This window comes from Streptomyces humicola (assembly GCF_024436035.1).
Classification (GTDB): domain Bacteria; phylum Actinomycetota; class Actinomycetes; order Streptomycetales; family Streptomycetaceae; genus Streptantibioticus_B; species Streptantibioticus_B humicola.
The window spans coordinates 38,163-58,874 of the sequence record NZ_JANFNG010000029.1; the positions used below are offsets into that span (position 1 = coordinate 38,163).

Sequence of the window (20,712 nt, forward strand, 5' to 3'; positions counted from 1 at the left end):
GATATCGTGGTGAATCACACCGCCGGAGGGCGCGGCCGCAACGGCTCGCCGCGGCAGCGTTCCGTGGCCGCAGCCGCCCGCGCCGCAGCCAGGCGATCCGAGCGAGCTCACCGCCCCCCGACAGGTCCCGACGAGCCGGGCGCGACACGGAAGATCCTGACCACCTCGGTCTCGGTCGAGACACGGTCTCGGGCCGCATCCGCCGAGACACGTGACCGGATTCCCCCTCCGCTTCAGGCCATCAGAAAGCTGCGGGAGCAGATCGACCGGATGCCCACGTCCCGCTCCGGGACAGCGGCGGAGACGGACACGCAGCCGCAGGCGCCACCTCGTCGGCCCAGTCGTCTCGTCCTGGTCCTCGTGCTCCTGATCCTCGCCGGATCGGCCGCCACCGCAGTTCTCGGCTTGCAGCACCGCGACGCCGACAGCTCCCGCCAGGCACGGGCAGACGCACTGGCCGCAGCCCGCACAGCCGCCCCAGTAATCCTTTCGTACGATTACCGGCATCTCGCCCGCGATTTCGCCGCAGCCGACAGTCACCTCACCGGCCCCTTCCGAGACCAGTACCGCAAGACGACACAGACAGTCGTCGGCCCCACGGCGGCGAGATACCACGGCATCGTCAAGGCCACGGTCGCTCAGCCGACGGGCGGCCTTCCGGCAGCGTCGGTCGTGTCGGCCACCCCGGACAGCGCCGTCGTCCTGCTGTTCATGAACCAGGTCACCACCAGCACTCAGATTTCCGGACCCCGTCTGGACCTCGACCGGGTGCGGATGACACTGACGAGTACCCCCGGCGGATGGAAGGTGAGCGCCGTCGACGCCTTGTAGTAACTCGCCTGCCGAGAGCGGCTCGCTGCCGTAGTGGCGCGCTCACTGCCGGGCTCGGTTCGAACGCCTCGCCCCGATGCGGTGGCCCAATCGGCGCAGTTCGCCCTGGATGCGGGCGTAGCCCCAGGTCCGTTTGGACTTCGCGAACCGCTCCACCAAGGCGACGAGTTAGCCCGCGAGGGGCGGAGCCCCTGACCCCGTAGCGGACAGGTCCGCGCGTCCGCCGCTTCCGCATTGCAGCGGTTCGTACATGGTTCCCGAACTATTTTGGGTGCGGCTCTGCTGGAGGCAACGCTGGGCAGCGGCGACGTCCAGGATCTGCGGATAGAGGAGGCTCCTTCTCGCTACGTTCGGGGTGCTGAAGCCTGAACGAGAAGAAGGAACCTGGTGGAAGGCTACGCGGTCGCGTCTGCTGATGGACACTTCGTCCGCTCGCGGGAGCGGTTCGAGGCGATGGTGGCCCGAGCCCTAGGGCTTGTATCGAATGTGCTGGTCACAGCCACTCGTTGATGGCCGCTACGAGGACTGCGCACGTTGTTCACCGCGTTCATCCGGTCTGCCGCGGCAAGGTGGGCACCGGCGAGATCATGGTCCACCACCATCCCTGGAAGGACCAGGAGCACGACGAACAGCACGACCAGCGCGGCCACCACGACCGACGCCACTGTGACCGCGCGAGTCGCGCGCCAGCGGCTATGAACAGATCCCCCCATAGCCATCGGATCCTAGAGCAAGGCCGAACCCGGCGAACCTATGCGGTCACGGCACTAGACACTCCCGGGTCGGGAGCCGTTGGGGTGCATGACGACCTTGGTCCAGCCGTTGTCGCGGTTGTCAAAGTGCTGGTAGCCGTCAGGGGCGCGGTCCAGCGGCAGTTCGTGGGAGACGATCCAGGAGGGCTTGGCCTTGCCTTGTTGGATCAGGTTGCAGAGCTGACGGTTGTATGCCTTGACGTTGGCCTGTCCGTTGCCGATGGACTGGCCCTTGAACCAGAACAGTCCGTAGTCGAAGGCGACTTCGCCTTGCCTGTAGAGATTATCGGGGCTGCCGGGGTCCTGGGGGATGAAGACGCCGACCACGCCGATGGTGCCGGTGAACTTCACCGAGTGAACCAGGTTGTTCAGCGTGAGGTTGGGGTGTTCACGGCCCCCGGGGTCGTGTGCCTGGTAGCCCACGCACTCACAGCCCCGATCCGCCCCGAGGCCGTTGGTGTGCTCGTTGATCTGGTCGATCGGCGATCCTTTGAAGTCGTCGATAGGGATGGCGCCGATCTGCTCGGCCAGGGCGAGGCGGTCCGGGTGGCGGTCCACGACCATGACCTTGGCGGCGCTCTTGAGGTTCGCCGACAGGGCGGCCATCAGCCCGACCGGGCCGGCGCCGTAGATCGCCACGGTGTCACCGGGCTGCACCTTCGCAAGTTCGGTGCAGTGCCAGCCGGTGGGGAAGATGTCGGAGAGCATCACGTAGTCGGTCTGCTTCTCCCATGCCTCCTCCGGCAGTACGAGGCAGTTGTGGTCGCCGTAGGGCACGCGCAGCAGTTCGGCCTGCCCGCCGTCGTAGGGGCCCATGTCCGCGAAGCCGTACGCGGCGCCAGCCATCTTGGGATTGTCCGGGGTCGTTAGGCAGTATGCGGTCAGGCCCTTCTCGCAGTTGCGACAGAAGCCGCAGCTGATGTTGAACGGCAAACAGACCAGATCACCAACCCGCACCCGGTCCACAGCGTCACCGATCGCGACGACCTCGCCCATGTTCTCGTGACCGAAGATCCGGCCTTTCTCGAAGTCGGTGCGGCCTTCGTACATGTGCAGATCGGAGCCGCAGATGTTGGTGCTGGTGATCTTCACCAGGACATCGGTCGGGCGCTCGATCCTCGCGTCCGGCACTTCCTTCACGCTCACCGAGCGTGGCCCTTCGTACACTGTAGCCTTCATGGCGTACTCCCTTCGCTCCCCCGCACACGTGGGCGCGCTACCGCTCCTGCGTTCGCGCAGCCGCAAGTTGGCAACCGGGAGTGGACGGGTCGTGACTCGCAGTCCGCGCAAAGATGTGCGGCTATCTTGCTGCCGATGGCGGCTGCGGCGTTGTGGTGCCTACCGTTCGCAGAGGCAAGACATCTTCTTACCGTCCACTCTCCCACCGGGGATCTCCCTGTCAAAGTGACCATGGAGACCACATCGCCCCATGCCGGAGACAGTCCCTGTGCTGCAGGTCCGGTTGACCAGACGGCCGGGGATGTAGAGGACCTCCTGGCCGTGGTTGACCAACAGGGCCAGCAGCAGTGCGGGCTCGCTGCCGGTCATGTCGATGGCCCAGGCGACCCGGCGGCCGTCGGCCAGGGCCAGGACGTCGCCGATCAGCTTCATCAGCTCGAGCTCGTCGTTGGCGACCCGCCGCGACAGCAGGGTCTTCCCGTCGGCGTCCAGTGCGAGGCCGTGGTGGTGGCCCTTTCCGCTGTCGATCACAGGAGCAAGACCAGACGCCTGTTCACCCACCTGTGCATGGGGCTCAGTGCGCTCGCCATCGCCGCTACTGACCTTGTAGCTGTGTTGTCGTCGGGGTGAGTCCGGTTGCGGCGAGGCATCCGTCGATGAGATCGCAGCGGTATTGAACCTGGCGGAGTCCGTGTCGCAGGGAGCGCATGAGTTGGACGGGGTCGGCGAAGGCGGTATTGGCTTGGCTGTGGCGACGGAGTAGAGACCAGATGCCTTCGGCGGGATTCAGCTGAGGCGCGTAGGGCGGCAGATGATAGGCGGTGATCCAGTCGTGCGCGTCGATGAAGCCACGCATCCGGGCGTCCCGGTGCACGTTCAAATTGTCCCAGATGAGAACGATGGGGCTGTTGAGTTGTTGGTGCGCCGCGATCAGAAGGTCGCGGTAGTCGCTCCACGCGAAGCTGCGACGGCCGGATGTCTTGTGATCCCGGTGGATCATCGGCCGGTGGATCAGGCGCGAGCGTTCCCCTGGCTTATAGCAGGCCAGGGCAGCGATAGAGATGCGACGCTGGGAGCGTCCGCAGACCGGGATCACAGGAGTATTCCCTCGCCGGGCCCAGGTCCGTGCGGTCGGCGGCGTCATCGAGAAGCCGGCCTCGTCCTCGAAGACGAGGAAGGCCCCGAGCGCCGCCGCGGTGCTTCCAGCGATGGCCAAGTCTCCTTCACTCAACCCGCCACGGCCGCGTCGTTGCGCTCGAGCGGGCGCCGGGCGGGAACCTGGTGATTCCAGCCGTTGCGCCGCAGCATCTGGGCGGTTCCGGACAGCGTCATGCTCTTGTGGAACCGTCTGCCGATCAGTGTCTTGATTCGGGACAATCATTCACTGCTTGGCTTTGCCGCCCTCCCTCCTTGCGGTCATCCGTGACGACCTACGGCAGCTGACTTGGGCTCAGTGGAGTGGCGCTGAGGCGTCGGCAACACGGTCAGCGCGCCAGTGACCTCATCGTTCTCGCAGGTGCCGACACCACTTCTGACGCACATCAACGGGCCGGTTTCTCAAGTGAGTTGATTCCTGTGTCTGCACTGTGAATCGGTCAAGCTTCGTGAGTGGCTGACCACCTGATGGAGTGGCGTCGTGCCGCTCGCCGCATGGGCAGACTCTCCATAGCAATACAGGCAAACCGTCCCATCACATTGTATGTGCCTGTATTGGTGAAAGGAGACGAACGTGTTCAGTCGTCACTCCATCTCCAAGTCCATCGCCGCGATTCTGGTCGGCGGCAGCGCTCTGGTCGGCACGGTGGCCGCTGCCGGCTCTGCTCAGGCCGCCCCGGCCTACTCCCCGGAAGCACCGGGCAGCTACCTGTCCCTCAGCCCGTCGGACTACGGCAACTGGGGCTACGGCGACGGCTACTCGCCGGACGCCCCCTCCGGGCAGGTTGTCTCTCCGGTGCCGCTGAACGTCCGGTCCGGCCCGGGCACCGGCTACTGGACCAACGGGACCATCCCCAATGGCACCGTGATCTCGGTCAACTGCAAGACCGACGGCACTGACGTCGGCGGCAACTACCGCTGGTACCAGCTGGCCGACGGGCAGGGCTGGGTCTCGGCCCACTACGTCAACAACTTCGACTACGTCCCCTGGTGCAGTAACTGAGGCATCAGAAGAAACGTACCTGTTCTCGCCCGGGGTGCCGCTTCCCCGGGCGAGCGCACATCGCATGACTCATGATGGGACCACCGCCCGTGTCCGCACTCTCTGCCGTACTCCCTTGCCCTGTCCACCTTTGTTCCGGACAGGTGCCGGTCTCGCCGAACCTCGGCCGGCCTGGCTGGTGCCGGCCGCAGCCCAGGCAGATCTTCGAGGTGAGCCCTCCATGTGGCGGCGTCGCGTCGTCGTACGGCTCGGGGAACTGTCCTTCGCCTTCTACCTGATCCATTTGCTCGTTCTGCACACCGGAGCACGGCTGTTGATCGCGCCCCACGCCTGCCGCTGCTGCCCGGCCTCGGCGCCGTGTTCCTCGCCTTCGCGATCTCCCTCGCCCTGGCCTGGGCCTTGCACGAAGCGATCGAACGCCCGGCCCGGCGACTGCTGTTGCGCCCTGGCGCAGGCGTCCGGCCGCGCCTGCCGCCGATCCGTCGTCCGTGGACCTCACCAGGCCGCCCGGCTGGACGCCGCTCCGGGCAAGTCTTGACGACTCCGACCGGCAATTCCGTCGAAACTCCTGCAGAGGACTGATGACATGACCAACCAGCAGCGACCGAACAGGTTCCTCACCCTTGTACTCGCCCTCGCCCCCCTCGTTCTGCTCGCGCTCATCGTCCTTGTTACGTTCCTCGCCATGCGCACGTTCGCTGAAGAACCCACCCGATTCGGCGTACCGATCGTGCCATCGAGCCGGGCACCGATCGCTTTCCCCACCGTTCCGGATCCGAAGAGGTGTCCTGCCATCAAGCCGGCGTCGGCGGCCCCGGCCGACGGCGACGTGGTGGTGCTCGGCGCCTCCATCGCGCTCGGCATGCGGACCTCGAAGGGCACGGAGACGGCCTGGCCGCACCTCCTCGCGACCAGGCTGCGCCAGGCCCACATCCCCATCGACGTGGTCAACGACAGCATCGGCGGCGAGCGGCTGCTCACCGACAACGCGGGCCACAAGTGCACCAGCGCGCTGCTTCGTCAGGTGCCGGGCCTCGCACTCCCGGGCGTGCGTACCCTGATTCTCACTGACGTGATCAACGATATCCAGCAGCCCCCTCACGTGAACAGCCCGCAAGAGATCATCGCAGGGCTGAAGCGGTTCGTGACACGCGCGCATGCCAACGGCGTCCGCGTCATCGGCACGACCATCACCCCGTACCGAGGGCTTTCCACCTACCAGACTGCGGGCGATCGGTGCCGCCATGAGGTCAACAAGGCCATGCGGCACGACCATCTGTTCGACGGCTTGGTCGACTTCTCCGCGGCGCTTCGCGACCCCTCCGGCACCTCAAGGATCCTGTCCGCGTATGACTCCGGTGACCACCTTCACCCCGACGACGCGGGGCAGGATGCCATGGCCCGGGCCATCCCGCTCCAGTTGCTCACCTCTGCACCGTCCGTGTGAACGTCCGTACGCCCGCCTTCACACGCGATGGGGTGAAGGCGGGCGTACGGACGCTCAGACGGCGAGGGTGCGGGCGAAGAATTCCCGGATGCGCCGACGACCGTCGAGGGCCACCTGTGGACGGAAGCTTGGCCGGTCGACGGCGAAGAAGCCGTGCCCGGCCCCGTCGTAGGTGTGGAACTCGTATGGTTTTCCGTGCCGTGTGAGTTCGGTTTCGAGCTCGGCTGTCTCGGCCGGTGACGGGAAGGAGTCCTCTGCGCCGAACAAGCCCAGCAACGGGCAAGAGAGTTCCTTCACCAGGCCGATGACCGGCTCGACCAGGAGAGGAAAGCCGTCCGGGGGCCTGCCGACGACAAAGGGCCCATAACAGTCTACGGCCGCATCAAGCGGCAGACGGCACGCGGTCAGGAACGCCTGCCGCCCTCCCGAGCAGTAACCGACTACCCCTACCTTGCCGTTGGACGAAGGGATCGACCGCAGAACGGCCACCGCCCCCTCGACGTCACCGACCACTTGCTCATCAGGCGCGATCAGCACGGCACATGACGGCGCGAGCGCTGCGGAGCCGTCGGATGCGAGGCCGGGCACGTGGCGATGATGGAGATCGAGGCAGATCGCGGCGTAGCCGTTGACGGCGAACCAGCGGGTGATCTGCTTCGTCGCGTTGTCGTAGCCGGACATGGAGTGCAGCACCACGACTCCGCCGTGCGTGCCGGGCGTCAGCGGCCAGGCCAGGTAGGCCTCGAGCTCGTCACCCTCATGACCGGTTATCCGGACCGTCTCGGCCATCATCGCGTCGTACATCTGATCTCTCTTCTTCCCAGGGACTGTTCAGGACTTCCGGAGGGTCGAGCGGTGTGTCCGTCGATCGGGCTGCTGGTGGGGCGGGTTCTGGCGGACAGATGGGACCGTCGGGTGCGGGAGCGTGGTGACCTCCTGCTGCGTCTGCGCCAGTTGACGGGTGGTGTCACCGGGCAGCCGCGGCGGGCGCCGAGGTGGCGGTCGAACGAACGGTTCTCCTGGATCAGCAGCACCACGTGCTCGACGTCGGCCAGTGAACCCGGACGCGGTCCGGCCATGGCGGCTTCTGGATGCCCGCGGGCAGCAGTGAGACCGCGGCGCCGCCAGCCGGGCCCGAGGGCTTGCGCCGGCTCATCTCGGACATGGCTGGTTCCCCCTCTTGCGCGGCGTGGAGGCGGGGGTGTCAGCGGATGCGCATGGCGTTGGCGCGAGACTGCGCGGCCGCACCGCGGCCGCACCGCGGGCGATCGCGCGTCTGTGCTCGGGCCGTTCGTGCGTAGCCCCATGGCCCGAGCCATGGGAAAACAGTGCGTCCACGGATGGAATGACGTTCCGCCATGCCCCCACTCACCCTATTCGTGGTGATATATACCATTTTTCCGCTCCATCGGTATTGCTATAGAGATGCTCTCCATAAGCGCATATAGATGACACCGTCTGATGGGGTGAACGATCACGGGGGCGCTTGACGGTGCCATAGCGGAAGCACAGCTCTCTCTCAGAGGCGCCAAGGCCGGCACACAACGCGCCGATGTACGCCTGGCGCGGCCACGGTGATGTCCGGCCGTTGCGTCGGCGCTGTGTCTGCGCCTGGTGGCCTGTTGGCAATTGGGGGCCGGTGAAACCTCTGGAAGGGAGGCGGGATGGACTGAGCGGTTGTAAGGTGATCGCGGGCCGGTCTCGTCGTAGCCAAGAGACCGGCCCGTTGGTTTGCGTGGCGTGACTCTAAGGTGCTGTGCCGCGAATCCGGTTGCGGCTGTTCAGAGTTCGAGGTTCGCCGCAGCCTTCGGGGAGTCGGCTTCTTGTGGGCCGAACCAGGCGGCGGCCACGGTGAGAAGTGATCGGCCAGCAGGAGGGACACGGCGGCGCGCGCGCCGCCCAAGAGGCCGCTGTGCGGGGCGAGATGGAGGGCGAGGGTGACCAGGGCGACGCCGAGTGCGGTGCCCAGGCCACGGGTCATGTTGACCAGGCCGCCTCCCGTTCCGGAGGAGCCGGCGGGGATGGACCCCATGACGAGAGCGTTGTTGGCGGGCGTGAAGGTGCCCAGCCCCAGCCCGAGGAGTGCGAGCACGGGTGCGAGCGCCGCGGGTGTCACCGGGACGAAGAGCAGTCCGCCGAGCGCGCCGGCGCAGATGACCGTACCCAGTACGCAGCGCCCCCGGTCGGTGAGGGAGGAGGGCAGGACCTTGTCGGCTGCGGTCGCGGCGATCGCGAATCCGGCCGGCAGCGCGGTGAGTACGGTGCCGGCGGTCAGTTCGCAGGAGCCGGCGTCGGTGAGGATGACGGGGACGAGCACGAGGGGCCCGAACAGGACGAGGTAGCCGCTGAGCGCCCTGACCAGTCCTGACGAGACCGCGCGCACCCGGAGGAGGGCGAGGTCGAGCAGGGGAGAGGTGCAGCGGCGCTGCCGGGCGGTGAACGACGAGCCGGTGACCGCCGACAGAGCGAAGAGCAGGCCGACGCCCCATCCGGGGACGGGGAGCCCGGAGGCGGCCGAGATGGCCAACAGCCCGCAGACGGTGGCGGATGCGAGCAGCAGCAGTCCGGCCCAGTCGAATCCCTCTGTGTGGTTGCGGGTCCGGGTGCGGGGGAGCAAATAGTGGCCTGCGGCGAGGGCGATGATGCCGACGGGGACGTTGACGCCGAAGACCCAGCGCCAGCCGAGGGTGGAGACCAGGGCGCCGCCGACGGTGGGTCCGAGGGCGAGGCCGAGTGCCTGTGCAGCGGCTTGCACGCCGAGGGCGGCGCGCATGCGGTCGCGTGGTGCGCTGGTGGCGACGAGGGCGACGCTGTTGGCCTGCATCATCGCGGCGCCGGCGGCCTGGATGACGCGGAAGGCGATGAGTGCGCCGAGTCCGGGTGCGAGTCCGCAGGCGGCGGAGGAGGCGGTGAAGACCACGAAGCCGTAGAGGTAGAACAGCTTGCGGCCGTGTGCGTCGGCCAGGCGGCCGACGGGGACGAGGAAGACGACGAGGGTGAGGAGGTAGGCGAGGGATACCCATTCGATGGCGGCGAGCGAGGCGTGGAACTCGGTGCGGAGGCTGGCGTAGGTCAGGGTGACGATGGAGGCGCGAGCTGTCCCATGAAGGCGCCGAAGCACACCGTGGCCACTGCGAGCCGCGTCAGACGCGAGCGAAGTCGCGCGGGCGGAACTTGCCGCTCTGCAGGTGCCTCTCGATGTCTTCGAGGCTGTGTCCGGTGAGCTCGGGCATCCGCCGCCACACGAACAGCCACGCTGCGACGTTGAACATCCCGTAGATCCAGAACACCTGGCCTACACCGAAGATGCTGATCATCGTCAGCAGTGTCAGCGTGATCAGCAGGTTCGTGCTCCACAGGGTGGCCGACTGCACGCTTGTGGCAGCCGCACGCACCGCCAGGGGGTAGATCTCGGAACCGGTCAGCCAGCCCATCAGCTGGAGCCCGCCGGCGTTGAAGAACATGAAGGTCAGCAGGCAGGCGACGATGGATGGCACGTAGGCGCGGCTGGAGTGGCCGGTGACGAAGAAGGCGCCGAGCGCGAACAGGCTGAGCGCCGCGCCGGGCACCATCACCAGAGTCAGCCGGCGGCGCCCGACCTTGTCGACGATGACCAGGCCGACCACCATCATGACGAGGTAGACCGTGCCCAGCGCCACGCTGACCCAAAGCGCGGTCGTCTTGGAGAAGCCGTTGTCGGTGAGGATGGTCGGGGCGTAGTAGATGATCATTTCGATGCCGGACAGCTGGGTGAACACGGCAATGCCACAGCCAACTGCCAAGGCCGGCCGTACCCATGGCTGCCGCAGCCCGCTCCAACCGCGGTTGCGTCTGCTGGTCCGCTGCTGGCGCCCCTCCAGAGCGACGATCTCCTCGAGCTCGGAGGAGATGTCGTAGCCGTCGGGCCGCAACCTGTCGAGCACCTTCTCCGCCTCGTCCACGCGGCGGCGGCCGAACTTGAGGACCAACCACCGCGGGCTCTCGGGCAGGCGCAGCTGCAGGAGAAGCATCACCACTGCCGGTGCGGCGGCCACGCCGATCGCCTCCCGCCATGACACCGTCTGGCTCGCGCCCACGAGCGTCGCGATGACGATGCCAACACCGATGGCGAGCTGGAAGCAGAGCACCAGACGTCCGCGGATCGACTTGGGGGCCAGCTCGGCGACGTACATGGGTACGGTCTGAGTGGCGCCGCCGACGGCGAAGCCGAGCAGCACCCGGGCCAGGGCCAGACCGACCGCAGTGGGGGCGAGTGAGCTGGCCAGGCTACCGAGGACGAACACCACGCAGATCATCAGGATCGTGCGGTGTCGGCCGATGCGCTCGGACAGCAGGCTACAGGCGAGGGAGCCGATCACGGCACCCAGGAGGATCGCGGCCGCGATCACCTCCTTCATGTCGTTTCCGATGTGGAACTCCTTGGAGATCTGCAGCAGCCCGCCGGAGATGATGCCTGTGTCGTAGCCGTACAGCAGTCCGCTGATCGCGGATACCACTGCCGCCATCAGCATGCGCCCGTTCAGGGCCCTCACCGGTGGCGCCTTGTCTTCGGCTCGGGTCATGATTCCTCCAGGACGGTGAATGGTCCTGGCCCGCGTGGCTCACTCGGTGGCAGAAAGGGTGGCACCACACCCGTCCGTGGTGTCAGCGGCGGACTCGGTGTCATCGCCATGCTCTACTCAACGACGCCCGTCGGCCACGTGACACCGACCGAACCGGCGTGACTGTCCGGGGCACGCCGCCGACTCCTCGGCAGAGCCTGGGATGCGGCGCGGGTCCCAAGGGCGCACGCTTGGAGATGGGGCCTGCTGCGGGTGCTCTTGGACCTGCTGTGACGTTTCAGACGTGATGTCTCAGCGCCTTCTTCATGCCCTGTTCGGCGGGCGCCCCTACATTGTCCGTCCCACCAGCAACGGCTGCATGATCCGTCGGAACAGGCCGAGGGAGCCTCAGGTCAAGCGAGGGCGGGCGTGCCGTGCCGTGCCGCGGGAGTCGATCGACTGGACGACCCCGCTGCGCACGCGGTCCTCCGTCGGGTAGGTCATCGGGTAGGTGAGCAGCGGACCGCGACGGCGCTGCGATCCTGGGCCATATGCCGCCCCGCGGAGGCACGGACCACGGCGCCCGTACAGTGGCCTGAGGGAGGAGTGGCCCGACTGGGCTGAGCGGCTCCTTCTGTCGTGGCAGCCACGGTTTCGCCGCCGGGGTCGACCGCGTCGCAGCCGTCGGTGTGGTCGCTCGGCGCGAAACGCCGGTGATCATCCGCCGGGACGCCGAGTCGGGCCGAGGACGTCGGTCCATGACATTGGTGCTGGAACGTCGCGTATCGGGAGGCAGGGCCACGGACCAGGGCACCCGAAAGGGGGCGGTGCTGACCGACGTCGGGACGGTCGGTGGGGTCCGGGAGGCGTGGGCGTCGGCTTGGGACCGGATCATCGCATCCGACCCAGCGTTCAGTCGGCTCCTTGGCGCGCTGCGCATCGTTCTCGCCGTCGTGCTCTCGATCGGCGTGATGGCGGCGCTGCATACCACCGTTCCGCTCATCGTCACCGGTGCGACAGCGGCAGAGGTCTTCTCCTTCGCTGTCTCCGATCCCCGTCCGAGGGATCAGGCGGTCACGCTCGCCCTCGGGCTGCCGACCGGCCTGGCCACGCTGGCCCTGGGGTCACTGGTGGCGCATCAGCGCTTGCTGAGCGACCTGGCGTGTGTCGCGGTGATCTTTGCCGCCGTCTACGTCCGCCGGTTCGGCAGGCGACCCACCGGTCTGGGCGTCATCGCCTTCCAGATGTTCTTCATCACGCTGTTCGTAGGGCCGAGGCCGCATTGGCTGTCCCAGGTGTGCGTGCCGCTGGTGATCGCGTGGGCTTGCAGCGCGGTGGTGCGGTTCGGGATCGTCCGGGCCTCGCCGCAGCCCACCCTGCTGCGGCTGCGCGAGGCGTTCCGCGCCCGCCTCCTTCAGCTCATCGACGCGCTCATCGATGTGGTCGAAGTGGCTGAGCGGCAACCCGGGACGCTCCCCGCCGAGGGGGCGATCCGCCGACTCCAGCGGCGCACCGCCCGCCTCCACCAGGCCGCCCTGATGATTCAGGCGCATCTGGACGAGAGCATCCGCGACGCGCGGAGCTTCGCTCATGTGCAACGGCGCGTCGCCGAGGCGGAGGTCGGCGCCGAACGGCTCGCGGTCGTGCTCCTCAGGGCGCTCGGCTTTTTGGGAGCCAATCCGGTCGCTGGCGACATGACCGAACGCCTCAGCGGCGCGCCCCCCGTCGACGCGATCCCGCTCCGAACGGCCGACCGGAAGGTCGTCCGCCGCGTCATCGCGGATCTCAAGGCCCTGAGACTGATAGCCGGCCACCCCGGCATTCCCGTGGGCGTCGGGCTGAGGATCGTGCGGGACCGGCTGCTGGGGTACCGCGACGACGAGCGCCTGCCCCACGCACCTGCTCCCGTGCAGGACGTGTTCCGGGCGATCGGTGATCTCAGTCTCGCTCTGCTGGGGTTGCGTATGGCGCTCGCAGAGCCGGAGGAAGGCCCGGACGACAGTCCCGAGATCGTGCGATCCCGCGAGGAGCTACAGGCGGAAGAGGAAGTCCTCGAGGCCGAGGACGCGGTACGGGCGGCGCGCGAAGAGACGGACGAGCCGACCGGCCTGCGACGCACGACCACCCGTCTGGCTGTGCAGGTCGCGCTCGCCTCGGCACTGGCGATCCTGGGCGGTGAGTTGCTGTCCCCGCGGCGCTGGTACTGGGCCGTCTTCACCTGCTGGGTGGCGTTCGTCAACGTCTCCTCCAGCGGCGAGATCCTCGTCAAAGGCTACCGGCGCCTGGTCGGCACACTGCTTGGTGTACTGGCCGGGATCGGCCTGGCCTACCTGGTCGGCATCCACCACTGGCTCGCGTTCGCGCTGGTCACCCTCTGCCTGTTCGGCACCTTCTACACCGCGGCGGTCTCCTATGCGCTGGTCTCCTTCTTCGTCACTGCGATGATCGGGCTGCTGTACACACTCCTGGGCACCTTCACGCCCGACCTGCTGTTCACACGACTGGTGGAGTCCGCCCTGGGCGTCGCCTGCGCGATGCTCGCGGGCCTGCTTGTCCTGCCGGTACCCACACAACGGCGCGCCGAGGAGCAGATCCGCGATGTGCTGGAGCGCCTTCGTGAGGTGACCGGCCGGGGTGTCGCCGAACTCCAGGGCGGTCGGCCCGTCGACCTGGTGAACCGTTCCCGCGCCCTGGACAGCGCCCTGAACGATCTGCGGACCACCACCCAGCCGCTGCGCCATCCGATCAACCCCCTGCGCCGCCGTAGGCGGATCACCCGCTACATCTTGGGACTGCTGGAGACGGCCGCCTACCACGCCCGAAGTCTTGCGGCCATCGCGCAGCAGACGTTGGGGACCCCAGCGATCAGGCAGGATCCGCGGCTGGTGGAGATGGCCGGACGCGTCGACCGAAACCTTGACGCCCTCATCACCTGCATGGAGACCGACGGCGGCTGCAGGGAGCCGCTGGACGTCGGCGGAAGCCAGGAGCCGCCCACCGCCGTTGAGCGCGAGACCGGTGCAGAGCCTGACGGAAGGCCGCGGAAGGGCGAGCGGCCGGACGCGGTCACGTCGGTGGCGCTGCGACACCTGCAGCGGGTGGACGAGGACGTCCTCGGGTTGGCCCGGCCGCTGGGGGTGGGTCTGAAGCAGGAGCGGCCGGAACACGAACCGGACGCGCGATCCGAGGCGAGCGCAGGCACTCACCGCCGGTGAGAGAGCGCATCGGGGGCCGGCTGCCGGTGGTGTCGCACCGTCCGTCGGACGCGCCTACGTCTCGAAGCCGGTCGGCGGCACCGAGGGGACCCTCTTCGGGCTGTCAGTGCACCAGCTCGGCGACGGCGGCCGCCTCCATGCGGGCCTCCTCCTCGAGTGCCTCCAGGTAGCGCTCGGCATCGAGTGCCGCGGCGCAGCCGGACCCTGCGGCGGTGACGGCCTGCATGTACTCGTGGTCGACCACGTCGCCGCAGGCGAAGACGCCGTCCACGTTGGTCCGCGTGGACCGGCCTTCGACAGCGATGTAGCCGGCATGGTTGAGGGAGACCTGACCCTTGACCAGATCGATCCGCGGGTCGTGCCCGATCGCTATGAAGACACCCGTGACCGACAGCTCGGTCTCCTCGCCGCTGGTAACGTCGCGGAGCCGCACCCCGGTTACTTTGCTCTGCCCGAGGATGTCAACCACCTCGCGGTTCCACAGGAAGCGGATCTTCTCGTTGCGCCGCGCCCGTTCCTGCATGATCTTCGATGCCCTGAGGGCGTCGCGGCGGTGCACGACGGTGACCGAGTGGGCGAACCTGGTGAGGAACATGGCCTCCTCCAAGGCGGCGTCGCCGCCGCCCACGACCGCGATGTCGCGGTCCCGGAAGAAGAAGCCGTCACAGGTGGCGCACCAGCTCACGCCTCGGCCGGACAGCCGCTTCTCATTCTCCAGCCCCAACTCGCGGTAGCTGGAACCCATGGCCAAAATGACCGCTCTGGCGCGGTGGGCCCCTCCGCTACCGTCGCGGACCTCTTTCGTCTCGCCCGCCAGACGGGTGTCCACCACGTCCTCGGTGACCAGCTCGGCGCCGAAGCGCTCAGCCTGGGCTCTGATCCTTTCCATCAGCTCCGGGCCGCTCACCCCGTCGGGGAAGCCAGGGTAGTTCTCCACGTCGGTGGTGTTCATCAGCGCGTCTCCGGCGGAGACGGCCCCCTCGAACACCAAAGGCCGCAAGCCGGCGCGGGCCGCGTACACCGGGCATGTGTAGCCGGCGGGGCCGGATCCGATGATGATCACAGTGCGGACTGCGTCTCCCACGTCGACCACCTCTGCTGGCCAAGGCCCGCCTCCACCCGATCGAGTCAGAAACCGACGACACCGCCCCGCCCACCGAACTCACCGCATAGCCTCAAAACGAGATCACCGAGTGGCCGTCGATACACCACTCCAGCGGACGTGACCTCCACCACCGGACGGGGCACCGGAACGTGCCTGAATCGACTCCGTTCCCGCTACACTCCCCACACTCACGCCGTTGACCAGGACAAATGCGGAAGTCCGGCTGGAGTATTAATACTTCAACCGCACCTGGTTGGTCAGATGCGACAGGTCGAGCCGCCAGTCTCGGGACAGCACCGCGCCCCAGCGGACCAGCGGACCCTCGTCATCATGGCGCATTTCCTCGCTTCCGGCCCATTGACGGAGCGTATTGGTTCACGTCGTTCGAGGTCACGAGCGATGGTGGGGTTCCGACCGGGACCGCTGGTCTCTGTCTGTCTGCGCGGACAGCCAGACTGTGGTGTCTGGCGGCAGTTGGGGCGCGGCGATGTGCGTGGATGCGAGCAGGATCTCCTGGTCGGGCGGGAGCGGGACGCCGGTACGGGAGAGGTTGGTGATGCAGACGACGTCGCCGCGGCGGAAGGCGAGCACGCCGTTCGGGGCGGGCAGCCACGTCAGCGGCGTGCCGTCAGCGAAATCGCCCAGCTGCTTGCGGTGCCGCAGGACGGCCCGGTAGTGGGCGAGCATGGAGCCGGGGTCGTCGAGTTGGGCCGCCACGGTGCGGTCCTTCCACTGCCGGGGCTGGGGGAGCCACGGGCGAGCGTGGGCATCGTCGGGAGAGAAACCGAAGGGCGGCGCGGCACCGGACCAGGGCAGGGGGACGCGGCAGCCGTCGCGGACCGGGTCCGGGTGGTCGGACCAGTGGCGGGAAGGATCCTGCCAGGTGTCTGGCGGCAGGTTTTCGACCTCCGGGAGGCCGAGTTCCTCGCCCTGGTACACGTAAGCTCCGCCGGGGAGGGCCATGACGAGTTGGACGGCGGCGCGGGCCCGGCGCTCGCCGAGGGTGAGGTCCACGGGGCTTCCGTAGTGGCGCTTGGCGTCCTGGAGGGAGGTGTCCTGGCGGCCGTAGCGCGTGACGTGGCGGACCACGTCGTGGTTGGAGAGCACCCAGGTGGCCGGGGCGCCGACGCCGTCGAGGACACGCAGGGCCTGCTCGATCTCGGAACGGAATGCTTCGGCATCCCAGGGGCAGCCGAGCAGGCCGAAGTTGAAGGCGGTGTGCAGGCGGTCGGGCGTGAGGTAACGGGCGGTGCGGGTGGCGTCGGAGACCCAGGCCTCGGCGACGAAGAGGCGTTCGCCGTCGTAGGAGTCGAGCATCCGCCGCCAGTCCTGGTAGATCGCGAGGGTCTCGTCGCGGTCGAAGTAGGGGTGCGCCTCGGTGCGGGCGGAGCCCAGCAATTCGCTGTCGGTGGCGTCCAGGTCGGGGTAGGCGGGATCCTTGGTCAGGCCGTGGGCCACGTCGATGCGAAACCCGTCGACGCCGAGGTCGAGCCAGAACCTGAGGACGTCCTCGAACTCGGCGCGGACCTCGGGGTGGTCCCAGTTCAGGTCCGGTTGCTCGGGGGCGAACAGGTGCAGGTACCAGTCGCCGGGAGTGCCGTCGGGGTCGGTGGTGCGGGTCCAGGCAGGGCCGCCGAAGATGCTGGGCCAGTTGTTGGGCGGCTCGCTGCCACGCGGTCCTTGACCGGGGCGGACGTGGTAGCGCCGGCGCGCGGGGGATCCGGGCCCGCCGGACAGAGCCTCTTGGAACCAGCGGTGCTGGTCGGACGTGTGGTTCGGAACGAGGTCGAGGATGAGGCGTATGCCGTGCTGGTGGGCCTCGTTGATCAGGCCCTTGGCTTCGTCGAGTGTGCCGAAGCAAGGGTCGATCGCACGGTAGTCGCTGATGTCGTAGCCCGCGTCCACCTGTGGTGAGGTGTACCAGGGGTTGAGCCAGAGGGCGTCGACTCCGAGTTCGGCGAGGTACGGGAGACGGGAGCGCAGGCCGGCGATGTCACCGATTCCGTCGCCGTTCCCGTCGGCGAAGCTGCGGAGGTAGACCTGGTAGATGACCGCGTCCCGCCACCAGGGGCGGGAGGAATGCGGGGACGTCATGGTTGTCCGCTCCGGGATGGGGGTGGGGGTGGGGGTGGGATGAGGTCGGCGTCAGGGGCGGGCCGTGCGCCAGATGTGGAACGCCGGCCCATCGGCGGGCATGGCCGCTCCAGGTGCCAGATCCGGTCCGCCGAGCAGGTTCTCGGCTGCGAGGGGCGCGGCGAGCGGTGTGTGGGCGGCTCGGCTGACCTGGACGAGCAGCGTCTCGTCGGGCAGTGCCCGCTCGTACAGCACGACGTCGTCAGCGCAGTGCAGCCAGCGCAGCCCGCCCGAACGCAGGGCCGGGTGCCGACGACGGAGCGCGATCAGTGCGCGGAACAGCTCAAGGGTGGCGCGGTCCCAGGCCGCTTCGTCCCAAGGGAAGGGGCGGCGCCCGTCCTCGCTGTGCACGCCTTCGACGCCGACCTCGTCACCGGCGAAGACCATGGGCAGCCCCGGCAGGGTCATCAGCAGTGCGACTCCGAGGTGATGATGGTCGCGACCGGCCATGGAGCGGAAGCGCGGAGTGTCGTGCGAGTCGAGGAGGGTCAGGTTGTGGGTGACCGAGCGCCAGGGGATGAGTGCGGCGAAGTCCCGCATGACTGCTGCCATGTCCGCTCCGCCGTAGCGCGGCATCGGGCCAGGTACGCCCCACAGTTCGCTGACGTCCTGCCCGCCCAGCCAGTACCACAGGGGTCGGGCGAACCCGGCGTATGCCATCGTGCCGTGCCAGCCGTCCCCGTGCAGTGAGGAAGACGCGTCGAACGGGTGCTCCGCGAGCAGCAGCGACTCCGGGGCCACTGCCCGCATCGTGCCCCTGGTCCGGCGGGCCATCTCGGCGTTGAGATCGATCGCACCGTGGCGGCCGGCCGACTGTGCGACGTCGACCCGCCAGCCGTCCAGGCCGAACTCTTCGATGTAGCGCGCAACGACGGAGCCGCGGCCCTCATACAGGCGTCGGCGCAGCTCGGGCGAGGTGTGGTCGAGCTTCGGGAGCGAAGGGACGCCGAAGAAACTGGCGTACTGGCTGCGGTCCTCGCCGAAGTAGTAGAAGCCGGCTTCCGTGCTGGCCGGATCGGCCTGGCCGCGGCGGAACCAGGGGTGAGCGTCGCCGGTGTGGTTGAGCGTAATGTCGCCGAGCACGCGCATCCCTCGGCGGTGTGCCTGCGCGGTCAGGTGTCGAAGCGCCGCTCCGCCGCCGAGCAGCGGGTCCACACGGTCGAAGTCGCAGGCGTCGTAACGGTGGTTCGATCTGGCCGGGAAGAACGGCGTGAGGTACAGCGCGTCCACACCGAGGCTGTGGAGGTAGTCCAGTCTCTCGGCCACGCCCCACAGAGTGCCGCCGTAGATCTGCCGTGTCCCGGCAGGGGTGCCGTAGGGGATGGGATCGTCCCAGGCAGCGGGGACGGCCCAGTCGGGAAGCGGGCCGGTCGGATGGTGTGCGGAGCGGGCGAAGCGGTCGGGAAATATCTGGTAGATTACCGCGCCCTCGGCCCATGACGGTGGTGCAGGGTGTGTGACGATGCGGAAGTCGACCGTGTCGGGGATCTCGCGGCGGCTGAGCCCACCGGCGTTGAGCCACACGTTCCCCGTCGGTGTCTCCAGCAGGAACCGGTAAGAGAGTTCGGTGGTGGTGACCTCCACACTCGCTCGCCACCACGTCTCCTCGCCGTCCACTCGGTCGATCTGTGCCTCGGCGAACGACGGTTCGCCGTCAACGATCGACCGCACGTGGACGCGCTGGGCACCGGCTGCACGCGCGGTGCGGACGAAGATCTCCATCTTGTCCCCGAGCTGGGGGGCGGGGTCGCTCACATAGAGCGGCGAACCGTCATGGTGTGCCAGACAGTCGGCGATTGCTGTGGTTGTGGTCATGTGCCTCTCGAATCCGGGACGTGTCACGCGCCAGACGCTATGCCTGCATGACCAGATCCAGTAAGGAGTTGCTGATTCTTGATGCGCTGTTTCACATTTCTGCTTCATAGTTACGGAAGCGCCGGGCTACAGTGTGGCCATGACATCCCGACTCGATGACATAGCCCGGCAGGCGGGCGTCAGCAAGGCGACCGTCTCCCGGGTGCTCAACGAGCGTCCGGGGGTGAGCGCGCACATGCGCAAGGCCGTGCTCACCGCGCTCGATGTGCTGGGCTACGAGCGTCCCGCACGGCTGCGTCCGCGCAGTGCAGGCCTGGTGGGCCTGGTTCTCCCGGAGCTGGAGAGTCCGATCTATCCGCTGTGCGCACAGGTCATCGAGACCAATCTCTCCCGCCAGGGCTACACCCCGGTGCTGTGCTCGCAGACCCCCGAAGGTGCCGGCGAGGACGAGTACGTCGGCATGCTGCTCGACCGCGGCGTGGCGGGCGTCATCTTCGTCTCCGGCCTGCACGCCGACATCAGCCTCGACCACTCCCGCTACCGCGACTTGGTGGCCCAGCGGCTGCCTGTCGTCTTCGTCAACGGCTTCGTGCCGGACCTGGACGCGCCCTTCATCTCGTGCGACGACCGGGCCGCAGGAGAGCTCGCAGTCTCCCACCTCGCAGGACTCGGTCACCGTCGGATCGGCCTGCTCAGCCCGTCCGACCGGCACGTCCCCGCCCGCCGCCAGCTGGCCGGCTACCGCAGCGCCGTGGAGTCGCACTTCGATTCATTCGACCCTGACCTCGTCGACATCGCCTTCCCGGGCGTGGAAGGCGGCTACGCGGGCGCGTCGCGCCTGCTCCAGAAGAACGTCACCGCCCTGGTCTGCGGCTCCGACATGATGGCGTTGGGCGCGATCCGGGCGCTGCGGCAACGCAACCGCCGCGTGCCCGAGGACATCTCCGTGATCGGATACGACGATTCCGTGCTCATGGGCTACACCGACCCGCCGCTCACCACCGTGCGACAGCCGGTCCTGTCCATGGGCGTTGCCGCTGCGCGAACGCTGATCGACCAGATCCGCGGCACCGGCATCCGCCGTACCGAGTCGCTGTTCTTCCCCGAGCTCGTCGTCCGCGCCTCCAGCGCGCCCGTCTCACGCGGAGGCGACTGACCGGCGTCGCGGTCCGGTCGGCAGTGGAAAGGCCTGCAACGACTGGGCGAAGAGGCGCAACGCTGACGCAAGTTCTTGCAACGTATTGCGTTATCGCGGTTTCTGGCTAGTGTCTGCGGCGTTAACAGGCCGATCGTCCTCGCCAGTCCGTTTGTACGTCCTTGTGCCCTCCCCAATCCCGCATCCGCCTCCCAAGGGGGTCTCGGTGAGAGTCCGCTCTTCCCTGATATTCGCCACCACGGCAGTAGTCACCGCTGCGCTCGCCTTGAGCGGGTGCAGCAGCAACTCGGCAACCAGGGCGGCCCCGTCGTCCTCGTCGGCAAGCGGAACACCGGCGCCCGCAGCCTCCGCGAGCGGAGTTCCCACCCGCGATCCCCACA

At 68.0% G+C, this 20,712-nt stretch carries 12 protein-coding genes and 2 pseudogenes; 5 read left to right on the forward strand and 9 right to left on the reverse strand.

What is annotated here, in order from left to right; all coding sequences use genetic code 11:
- Window positions 1-6: 6 nt before the first annotated feature.
- Window positions 7-831 (forward strand): Rv1363c family protein, encoded by an 825-nt coding sequence (locus NGB36_RS26745; protein ID WP_255923094.1) that lies wholly within the window; start codon window positions 7-9, stop codon window positions 829-831.
- Between the two features lie 767 nt (window positions 832-1,598).
- Here NGB36_RS26745 and NGB36_RS26750 read toward each other — a convergent pair.
- The 3 genes and pseudogenes from NGB36_RS26750 to NGB36_RS26760 form a co-directional block, all read right to left on the reverse strand.
- On the reverse strand, window positions 1,599-2,762 hold the full coding sequence (locus NGB36_RS26750) for a glutathione-independent formaldehyde dehydrogenase (RefSeq protein WP_255923095.1): 1,164 nt from the start codon (window positions 2,760-2,762) through the stop codon (window positions 1,599-1,601).
- A gap of 279 nt (window positions 2,763-3,041) precedes the next feature.
- Window positions 3,042-3,293: pseudogene (locus NGB36_RS26755) on the reverse strand (IS110 family transposase); the annotation flags it as partial.
- A 64-nt stretch (window positions 3,294-3,357) separates the two neighbouring features.
- Window positions 3,358-4,139, reverse strand: a pseudogene (locus tag NGB36_RS26760) (transposase); the annotation flags it as partial.
- A gap of 352 nt (window positions 4,140-4,491) precedes the next feature.
- On the opposite strand from NGB36_RS26760, the gene NGB36_RS26770 reads away from it, so the two are divergent.
- Together NGB36_RS26770 and NGB36_RS26775 are read left to right on the forward strand one after the other, a co-directional pair.
- Window positions 4,492-4,920, forward strand: coding sequence for an SH3 domain-containing protein (locus NGB36_RS26770; RefSeq protein WP_255923096.1), 429 nt, complete (start codon window positions 4,492-4,494; stop codon window positions 4,918-4,920).
- A 586-nt stretch (window positions 4,921-5,506) separates the two neighbouring features.
- Window positions 5,507-6,367: a GDSL-type esterase/lipase family protein gene (locus tag NGB36_RS26775; protein ID WP_255923097.1), complete on the forward strand. Its 861-nt coding sequence runs from the start codon at window positions 5,507-5,509 to the stop codon at window positions 6,365-6,367.
- Between the two features lie 54 nt (window positions 6,368-6,421).
- Here the strand turns inward: NGB36_RS26775 and NGB36_RS26780 are convergent, their stop codons facing one another.
- The 3 genes from NGB36_RS26780 to NGB36_RS26795 form a co-directional block, all read right to left on the reverse strand.
- Entirely contained in the window at window positions 6,422-7,171 is a 750-nt protein-coding gene (locus NGB36_RS26780; RefSeq protein ID WP_255923098.1) for a dienelactone hydrolase family protein, read from the reverse strand.
- A gap of 715 nt (window positions 7,172-7,886) precedes the next feature.
- Entirely contained in the window at window positions 7,887-9,488 is a 1,602-nt protein-coding gene (locus tag NGB36_RS26790; RefSeq protein ID WP_255923099.1) for an MFS transporter, read from the reverse strand.
- Between the two features lie 22 nt (window positions 9,489-9,510).
- Complete coding sequence (locus tag NGB36_RS26795) at window positions 9,511-10,929, reverse strand: sugar porter family MFS transporter (RefSeq protein ID WP_255923100.1); 1,419 nt, start codon at window positions 10,927-10,929, stop codon at window positions 9,511-9,513.
- 737 nt (window positions 10,930-11,666) lie between these two features.
- Here NGB36_RS26795 and NGB36_RS26800 point away from each other — a divergent pair.
- On the forward strand, window positions 11,667-14,123 hold the full coding sequence (locus tag NGB36_RS26800; RefSeq protein ID WP_255923101.1) for an FUSC family protein: 2,457 nt from the start codon (window positions 11,667-11,669) through the stop codon (window positions 14,121-14,123).
- 103 nt (window positions 14,124-14,226) lie between these two features.
- Here the strand turns inward: NGB36_RS26800 and trxB are convergent, their stop codons facing one another.
- The 3 genes from trxB to NGB36_RS26815 form a co-directional block, all read right to left on the reverse strand.
- Complete coding sequence (gene trxB / locus NGB36_RS26805; RefSeq protein ID WP_255923102.1) at window positions 14,227-15,207, reverse strand: thioredoxin-disulfide reductase; 981 nt, start codon at window positions 15,205-15,207, stop codon at window positions 14,227-14,229.
- Window positions 15,208-15,618: 411 nt separating this feature from the next.
- A complete protein-coding gene (locus tag NGB36_RS26810) occupies window positions 15,619-17,322 on the reverse strand; it encodes a glycoside hydrolase family 13 protein (protein ID WP_255923103.1) in 1,704 nt (567 codons plus the stop codon).
- A gap of 51 nt (window positions 17,323-17,373) precedes the next feature.
- Window positions 17,374-19,176, reverse strand: a complete 1,803-nt coding sequence (locus NGB36_RS26815) for a glycoside hydrolase family 13 protein (protein WP_255923104.1) — start codon at window positions 19,174-19,176, stop codon at window positions 17,374-17,376.
- 139 nt (window positions 19,177-19,315) lie between these two features.
- Here NGB36_RS26815 and NGB36_RS26820 point away from each other — a divergent pair, with 139 nt between their 5' ends.
- A complete protein-coding gene (locus NGB36_RS26820) occupies window positions 19,316-20,332 on the forward strand; it encodes a LacI family DNA-binding transcriptional regulator (protein WP_255923105.1) in 1,017 nt (338 codons plus the stop codon).
- Window positions 20,333-20,712 lie beyond the last annotated feature (380 nt).